Genomic DNA, 7,200 nt, shown 5'->3' with positions numbered 1-7,200 from the left:
GGCGCCGGGCAGGACGGCGTCGAGCAGGTCGTGCAGCCCCAGCGCGAGCAGGGCGAGGGCGGTCACGGCGCGACCTCCGTCGCCGCGGCGGCGAGCTCGGCGTCCAGCTCGAGCAGCCGGTCGATCCCGGACCGCGCGACGGCCTGTGACACCGCGGACTGCGTGATCCGCTCCGCCCGTGCCGCCTCCGCCTGGGTCGCCCCGCCCAGCAGGGCGGCGGCGATTCGGCGTTCGCGGGCCTTGAGTCGGCCGAGGACATGGTCGCGCAGCAGGACGAGCCCGTCCACGGCGGCGGTGAGGGACGGGTCCGCGGCGCGGAAGGCGGTCGCGGCTCCGACAGCCCGCTCATGCGCGCGCTCGACGGCCTCGCGGGCCCGATACCAGGCCGGTCCGTCCTCGATGCCGTCTCCGCCGGCGTCCAGGGCCCGCCGCTGCCCCAGGCCGATCCCGAAGCGCAGGTCCAGGCCCGGGGGCAGGGCGAGCGTGACGCGGACGGTCAGCCGGAGCGCGTCCGGCCAGGTGCGGTGCAGCGCCTGGAACTCGTCGCCGACGCTGGCCCAGGCGGGACGCAGCGGCGGGACGTCCTGTTCCGCGGCCGCGAAGGCGGCCAGGATCTGCTCCTGCGCGCGGTCCCGGTCCGGGAGGGCGCGGGAGCCGACGATGTCCGCGATCACGGCCGCGACCGGGGGTGCTGCGCTCATGGCGTCACACTATCACTGATATGAAGATATTCATCAGTGTTTTCATAACACCCCGGGGCGCGGAACGCGCCGGGCGGTCACTGCTCCCGCTTCATCTGCCGCAGCTCCTTCTTGAGCTCGCCGACCTCATCGCGCAGGCGGGCCGCGAGCTCGAACTGCAGGTCCGCCGCCGCCTGGTGCATCTGCTGCGACATCTGCTCGATCAGATCGGCCAGGTCCTTGGCGGGCAGCGACGCCGGGTCCACCGCCGGGGCCTCGGCACCCTCCCCCGTGGCCGGGGCCCGGTCCAGTGAGCTGAGGCCGCGGTGGCCCATGCCGAAGTCGAACCCGGACTTCACGCCCCCCATGCCCTTGAGGAAGTCGGCGGTGTCCGCGTCCTCCCGGGCCAGCTGGTCCGTGATGTCCGCGATGCGCTTGCGCAGCGGCTGGGGGTCGATCCCGTGCTCCTCGTTGTACGCGATCTGCACGGCCCGGCGCCGCTCGGTCTCGTCGATCGCCCGCCGCATGGAGTCCGTGACGTTGTCGGCGTACATGTGGACCTCGCCGGAGACGTTGCGGGCGGCGCGGCCGATGGTCTGGATGAGGGAGGTGGTGGAGCGCAGGAAGCCCTCCTTGTCCGCGTCCAGGATCGCCACGAGCGAGACCTCGGGCAGGTCCAGGCCCTCGCGCAGCAGGTTGATGCCCACCAGCACGTCGAAGGTGCCCTTGCGCAGCTCCCGCAGCAGCTCCACGCGGCGCAGCGTGTCCACATCCGAGTGGAGGTACTCGACCTTCACCCCCGCCTCGAGCAGGTAGTCCGTGAGGTCCTCGGCCATGCGCTTGGTCAGCGTGGTCACCAGGACGCGCTCGTCCTTGGCCGTGCGCACGCGGATCTGCTCGAGCAGGTCGTCGATCTGCCCCTCGGTCGGCTTGACCACCACCTGCGGGTCCACCAGCCCGGTGGGCCGGATGATCTGCTCGACGTAGCCGTCCGCCTGGCCGAGCTCGTAGGCGCCCGGCGTCGCGGAGAGGTACACGGTCTGCCCGATCCGCTCGAGGAACTCGTCCCACTTCAGCGGGCGGTTGTCCATGGCCGAGGGCAGGCGGAAGCCGTGCTCCACGAGGGTGCGCTTGCGGGACATGTCCCCCTCGTACATCGCGCCGATCTGCGGGATGGTCACGTGGGACTCGTCCACCACGAGCAGGAAGTCGTCCGGGAAGTAGTCCAGCAGGCAGTGCGGGGCGGAGCCGGCGGGACGGCCGTCGATGTGGCGCGAGTAGTTCTCGATGCCGTTGCAGTAGCCCATCTGCTGCATCATCTCGAGGTCGTACGTGGTGCGCATGCGCAGCCGCTGCGCCTCGAGCAGCTTGTCCTGGGACTCCAGCTCCTGCAGCCGCTCCCGCAGCTCGTCCTCGATGGTGGTGATCGCCCGGCCCATGCGCTCGTCGCCGGCCACGTAGTGCGAGGCCGGGAAGATGTACATCTCCTCCTCCTCGCGCACCACCTGGCCGGTGAGCGGGTGCAGGGTCTGGATGGACTCGATCTCGTCCCCGAAGAACTCGATGCGCACCGCGAGCTCCTCGTACATGGGGATGATCTCCACGGTGTCCCCCCGCACCCGGAAGGTGCCGCGGTGGAAGTCGACGTCGTTGCGCACGTACTGCATCTGCACGAACCGCCGCAGGAGCACGTCCCGGTCCATCTCCGCACCGCGGCGCAGGGTGACCATCTGCTCGATGTACTCCTCGGGCGTGCCGAGGCCGTAGATGCAGGAGACGGTGGCCACCACGATCACGTCCCGCCGGGTCAGCAGCGCGTTCGTGGCCGAGTGGCGCAGCCGCTCGACCTCCTCGTTGATGGAGGAGTCCTTCTCGATGAAGGTGTCCGTCTGCGGGACGTACGCCTCGGGCTGGTAGTAGTCGTAGTAGGAGACGAAGTACTCGACCGCGTTGTTGGGCAGCAGCTCCCGGAACTCGTTGGCCAGCTGCGCCGCGAGCGTCTTGTTCTGCACCATCACCAGCGTGGGCCGCTGGAGGCGCTCGACGAGCCACGCCGTCGTCGCCGACTTGCCCGTGCCGGTGGCGCCCATCAGGACGACGTCCTTCTCCCCCGCCTCCACGCGCTCGGCGAGCTCGGCGATGGCCTTCGGCTGGTCACCGGAGGGCTGGTAGGGGGAGATGACCTCGAACGGGGCGACGACGCGGTTGATCTTCTGGGCCAGGCTCATGGCAGAACCCTACGTCGCGCCCCGGACACCCCGGCGGTCAGTCCGCCGAGGGCTCAGCCGCGCCGGGGGCGAGGAACCGGTCCCACACCTGGTTCGCCACGGACGCGAGCCGCTCGAGGTCGGCGTCGTTGACGATGACCACGTCCGCGACGGCGCGCCGCTGCTCGTCCGTGGCCTGGGCCGCGATCCGCGCCTCGGCGTCCGCGCGGCTCATGCCGCGGTCCTCCACCATCCGGCGCAGGCGCTCCTCGAGCGGGGCCTCCACCACGATCACGAGGTCGAACGCGTCCGCCTGCCCGGTCTCCACCAGCAGCGGCACGTCCTGGACCACGACGGCGTCCGGCCCGGCCTCGGCGACGATGCGCCGGGCCGCAGCCCGGATCCGGGGGTGCACGATGCGGTTCAGGCGCTGTCGGGCGCCCTCGTCCCCGAAGACGATGCGGGCCATCTCGACGCGGTCGAGCTCACCGTCCGCGGTGATGACGCGGTCCCCGAACTCGTCCTGGACGGCGGCCAGCCCGTCGGTGCCCTTCTCGAGGACCAGCCGGGCGAGGGCGTCCGAGTCCACCAGGAGCGCGCCACGCTCCTGCAGGACACGGGCCACCGCGGACTTGCCGGCGGCGATCCCGCCGGTCAGGCCCACATGGACGCGCGGCCGTTCGGCCACCGGGTCGGTCTCGGTCATACGCGCTCTCCTCGGGCGGCCTCGAGCTGAGGCTGGATCTTGGCCTCCCAGTATGCCCGGACGGCCTCCTGCAGGTCCTCGAGCGAGCCGTCGTTCTCGATCACGGTGTCCGCGATCTCGGCCCGCTCCTCGTCCGCCGCCTCCTCGTCGATGAGGGCCCAGGCCCGCTCGCGGGTCATGTCGTGGGACTCCATGAGCCGGGCGACGCGCACCTCGGCGGGAGCGGAGACGGCCAGCACCTGGTCGAAGTCCTGTCCGGAGCCGGTCTCGGCCAGCAGGGCCAGGTCGACCACCAGCACGGAGTCCTCGCCGATCTCGCGGGCCCGGCGGTTCGCCTCGTCGCGCACCGCCGGGGAGACGATCTCGTACATGCGCGTCCGGGCGGTCGAGCTCTCGGTGGTGAGCCGGTTGAGGGTGCGCGCGTCCAGGGTGCCGTCCGCGCGGACGATGTCCTCGCCGAAGACCGAGCGGAGCTCCTCGAGCACGGGGTTGCCGGGCACGAGGATCTCCCCCATCAGGTCGTCGAACTCCACGACGACGGCGCCCAGCCGCTCGAGCTCCGCGCCGACCTCGGTGCGGCCCGCGGCGATGCCGCCGGTCAGGCCGACGGTGACGAGGGCCTTGGCCGCGTCGATGCGCTGCTGGTGCCACGTCTTCGGGGTGTGCGTGTCGTTCTCCGGCTCGGTGCCGACCTCGAACTCGGGGCGGATCACGAAGTCCGAGACGTCCACGCCGTCCTCGGTGGCGCGGCGGCGGTACTCCTCGACCGGCAGCACCTGCTTCCACTGGCGGGTCCGCATGGGCCGCGCGGCACCCGCGTCCTCGCGCAGGGCCTGCAGCAGCAGTGCGGCCTGCGTGACGGTGATGAGCAGGATGGGCAGGCCGATCACGATGATGACCTCCTGCAGCGCCGCCAGGCCGTTCTCGCCCGCGGTGAGGATGATGGCCGCGCAGACCGCGCCGATGGACACGGCCCAGAACACGGACTGGCGGCGGGGCGCGGCATCCTCGTGGCCATTGGCCATCGCGTCCATCACGAGCGCGCCCGAGTCGATCGAGGTGATGAAGAACAGCGTGATGACCACGAGCGCCACGACCGCGGCCACCGTGTAGAGCGGCGTGCCCTGCAGGTGCTGGAACAGGGCGGCCTGGACGTTGCCGTCGGTGACGATCGTCTGCGTGAGGTCACCGCCCTGGCCCGGCGCCGGCGCGGTGGCGCGGTCCGACTGGAACGCGGAGTAGCCGTAGATGCCCATCCAGATGATGACGAACGCCGTGGGCAGGCCGAGGCCGGCCATGATGAAGGAGCGGATGGTGCGGCCGCGTGAGATGCGGGCGAAGAACATCCCCACGAAGGGCGCCCACGTCACGGTCCAGGCCCAGTAGAAAACGGTCCAGTCACCGGACCACTGGCCCGAGTTGTACGTGTCGTTGTAGGTGGAGAGCACGGGCAGCATGGAGGCGTACTCGCCGATCGCCTGCACGGTGCCGCGGATGACGTCCATGCTGGAGACGGCCCACATCAGGACGTACACGAGCAGGGCGATCGCCAGCAGGATGTTGGCGTAGGACAGCCGCTTGACGCCCTTGTCCATGCCGACCAGCACGGAGGCCGTGCCCACGGCGGTGACGACGGCCAGGATGAGCGCCTGGACCCAGCCGGCCACGGGGGTGCCCAGCACGTAGTTCATGCCCGCGTTGATCTGCAGGGCGCCCAGGCCCACGGACACGCCGAGGCCGAACACGGTGGAGACCACGGCGATGATGTCGATCGTCTTGCCGATGGGGCCGTGGATGCGATCGCCGAGGAGGGGCTGGAAGGCGGAGGACACGCGCGGGGGCAGCTTGCGCTTGTACGTGAAGTAACCGAAGCACAGGCCCGGGACGAGCAGGATCGCCCACATGTGGATGCCGAAGTGGAAGTTCGCGATCGCCATGGCCTCCGAGGCCGCGCGGTCGGAGAACGGCTCCGTCCCCGCCATGGGCGGGTTGGCGTAGTGGTTCATCGGCTCCGCGATGCCCCAGAACATCAGCACCGCGCCGACGCCGGCGGCGAACATCATGCCGAACCAGGTCAGGCCGGAGTACTCCGGCACCGCGTCGTCGTCGCCGAGCTTGACCCGGCCGTACCGGGTCACGGCGAGGATGAACAGGAACGCCACCAGCAGGGTCAGGCTGAGGGTGTAGATCCAGCCGACGTCGTAGCGCAGCCAGCTCGAGACCACGCCGAAGGCCGCCTGGACCGGGCCAGGGAACAGGCCCATCGCGGCGGTGAAGAGCACGACCGCGGCGGCCGAGCCGAAGAAGATCGCCGGACTCGTGCGGAGCCCCAACGTGTCGTGCAGGCGAGTGAGCGGGGAAGTCATGAGTCTCCCGGGACAGGGTCGTGGGAGGCCCGCGGCGGCACGCGTGCTCGCTCACCGGTGGGCCGGTGCCGGGTGGCACGGTCTGCCACTGTACCGAAGCTCACGTCCGGGCTCGACGGCGTGCCCGTCCTCGGCCAGCCCCTAGGGTGGGGTCATGCCCGATCCCGCCCCCGCCCCGACCGCGCGCTGCACGGTCCTGCCGGCGTCCGCCCGCGACCCCGACGGCTGGCTGGAACGGGAGGTGGAGATCCGCCGCAGCCGCTTCCTCACCTACCTCGGGCGCGTCGAGGACGAGGCGCAGGCGCGCGAGATGGTCGCCGTCCTGCGGCGCCGGCACCACGACGCGCGGCACGTGTGCAGCGCGTTCGTCCTCGGCCCCGCCCGGGACCGGATGCGCTCCAGCGACGACGGCGAGCCCGCCGGCACGGCCGGCGTCCCCATGCTCGAGGCCGTCCTCCAGCGCGAGACCGCGCCGGGCCGGACCGACCTGACGGACGTGTGCGCCGTCGTCGTGCGCTGGTTCGGGGGGATCAAGCTGGGCGCCGGGGGCCTGGTGCGCGCCTACTCGGACTCGGTGTCCGGGGCACTCGACGCCGCCCCGCTGCGCACCCGCTCCCGGCTGGCCCTGCTCGCGGTGGAGGCGCCCCACACCGACGCCGGCCGGTGGGAGAACGAGCTGCGCGCGGCGGGCGTGTCGGTGCTGGAAGCGAGCTACGGCGCCGCGGCGGTCCGCCTGACGGTCGGCGTGCCGGACACCGAGGAGGCCCGCGCGGCGTTCGCGGCGCGGCTCGCGGACGTCACGGCCGGCGCGGGGCGTGCGGAACGGATCGGAGAGGACTGGGTGGACCATGAGTGAGCCGTTGCCCCGGGGGGTCACCCCCGATGTCGCCCGTGGCGGGCTGCCGGACGACCTCACCGCGGGCGTGGACTTCGCGGCGCTGGATCGGTGGCCGCTGCCGACCGAGCCCGACCGCCAGGCCCACGACGCGGCGGACCTGCTCCTGCTCGACACCCTGGCCGGGTGGATCGCGAGCGGGCACGTCCCCGGCCCGGTGGCCGTCCTGGAGGACCGGCACGGCGCGCTGACCCTGCCCCTGCTCACGGCCGGCCACGACGTGCGGATCCACCAGGACGACGCCTCCGCCGAGCGCTCGCTGGACGCGAACCTCGCCGCGTGGCGCGCCGCCGGTCGCCTCGGCGGGGAGACGGGCGAGCTCGAGCGAACGGCCACGCCTGAGGAG

5 protein-coding genes and 1 pseudogene are annotated in these 7,200 nt (G+C 72.0%); 2 read left to right on the top strand and 4 right to left on the bottom strand.

Annotated features, from left to right (window positions below; all coding sequences use genetic code 11):
* Positions 1 to 62 precede the first annotated feature (62 nt).
* The 4 genes from HMPREF3105_RS09600 to coaE (HMPREF3105_RS09585) all read right to left on the bottom strand — a co-directional run bounded on the left by HMPREF3105_RS09600 (position 63) and on the right by coaE (HMPREF3105_RS09585) (position 5,959).
* Complete coding sequence (locus HMPREF3105_RS09600) at positions 63 to 701, bottom strand: SatD family protein (protein ID WP_036315325.1); 639 nt, start codon at positions 699 to 701, stop codon at positions 63 to 65.
* Between the two features lie 77 nt (positions 702 to 778).
* Positions 779 to 2,908: an excinuclease ABC subunit UvrB gene (gene uvrB / locus HMPREF3105_RS09595; RefSeq protein WP_070709409.1), complete on the bottom strand. Its 2,130-nt coding sequence runs from the start codon at positions 2,906 to 2,908 to the stop codon at positions 779 to 781.
* Between the two features lie 37 nt (positions 2,909 to 2,945).
* Complete coding sequence (gene coaE / locus HMPREF3105_RS09590; RefSeq protein WP_036315330.1) at positions 2,946 to 3,593, bottom strand: dephospho-CoA kinase; 648 nt, start codon at positions 3,591 to 3,593, stop codon at positions 2,946 to 2,948.
* On the bottom strand, positions 3,590 to 5,959 hold the full coding sequence (gene coaE, locus HMPREF3105_RS09585; RefSeq protein ID WP_070709407.1) for a dephospho-CoA kinase: 2,370 nt from the start codon (positions 5,957 to 5,959) through the stop codon (positions 3,590 to 3,592). Before coaE (HMPREF3105_RS09585) ends, coaE (HMPREF3105_RS09590) begins: the two co-directional genes overlap by 4 nt.
* 154 nt (positions 5,960 to 6,113) lie before the next feature.
* Here coaE (HMPREF3105_RS09585) and HMPREF3105_RS09580 point away from each other — a divergent pair, with 154 nt between their 5' ends.
* Both HMPREF3105_RS09580 and HMPREF3105_RS09575 read left to right on the top strand, forming a co-directional pair.
* Positions 6,114 to 6,815, top strand: a complete 702-nt coding sequence (locus HMPREF3105_RS09580; RefSeq protein WP_041102704.1) for an IMPACT family protein — start codon at positions 6,114 to 6,116, stop codon at positions 6,813 to 6,815.
* Positions 6,808 to 7,200: pseudogene (locus tag HMPREF3105_RS09575) on the top strand (16S rRNA methyltransferase); the annotation flags it as partial. The gene HMPREF3105_RS09580 and the pseudogene HMPREF3105_RS09575, both read left to right, overlap by 8 nt.

Origin of the sequence: Micrococcus sp. HMSC31B01, assembly GCF_001816085.1 — a bacterium.
Lineage (GTDB): Bacteria > Actinomycetota > Actinomycetes > Actinomycetales > Micrococcaceae > Micrococcus > Micrococcus luteus.
The sequence above is the reverse complement of the archived record's forward strand: the minus strand, read 5'-3'. Positions and strand labels throughout refer to the sequence as shown.